Consider the following 510-nt stretch of genomic DNA (forward strand, 5'->3'; position numbering starts at 1 on the left):
CTCTCAATGCTGTCAATACGGAAGGCTACCGCAATGACGAGTTCAAGGCTATACACATCATAGCTGATGCGGTCGTTCTTCCTGACATGACGACGCACACCCTGCTCTTTCAGAATGCCGTCCTTGAATACAGTCTTGACAGCCTTGCGCACATAGCAGCCGAACACATTATACATGTCGGCAATCTCCTGCATGGTCATCCATACAGTATCGGTCGGCATGGATACCGTTCCGCTCTCGCTGATTGTTATAACTCCTCTGTTCATTTCCCGTCCTCCTTATTTTTATTCTGGTCAGTTTCTTTTGTTTCTCTGCGCTGCATCAGCTTGTCCATGTCCTTGGATATCTTGTCATCGGTGATGACGGCATAGACCTGGGTGCTTCGCAGGTTGGAATGCCCCATCATCTTGGCGATGCTTTCCATTGATATGCCCGAAGTAACCATGTTTACTCCGAATGTATGTCTTGCAACGTGTGCGGTAAGGTTCTCATTTATACCCAAAGCCACAC

General features: G+C 48.0%; 2 protein-coding genes. Both read right to left on the reverse strand.

The window, feature by feature from the left end; translation table 11 throughout:
• Positions 1-266, reverse strand: a 266-nt coding sequence (locus NNC77_RS16635) for a hypothetical protein (RefSeq protein ID WP_254971981.1), incomplete at its 3' end; no start/stop codon positions are given.
• Positions 263-510: tyrosine-type recombinase/integrase (locus tag NNC77_RS16640; protein WP_254971983.1), on the reverse strand; the 248-nt coding region annotated here is incomplete at its 5' end. The genes NNC77_RS16635 and NNC77_RS16640, both read right to left, overlap by 4 nt.

The sequence above is a fragment of the Segatella copri genome, from assembly GCF_024330485.1.
GTDB classification, from domain to species: Bacteria; Bacteroidota; Bacteroidia; order Bacteroidales; family Bacteroidaceae; genus Prevotella; species Prevotella copri_L.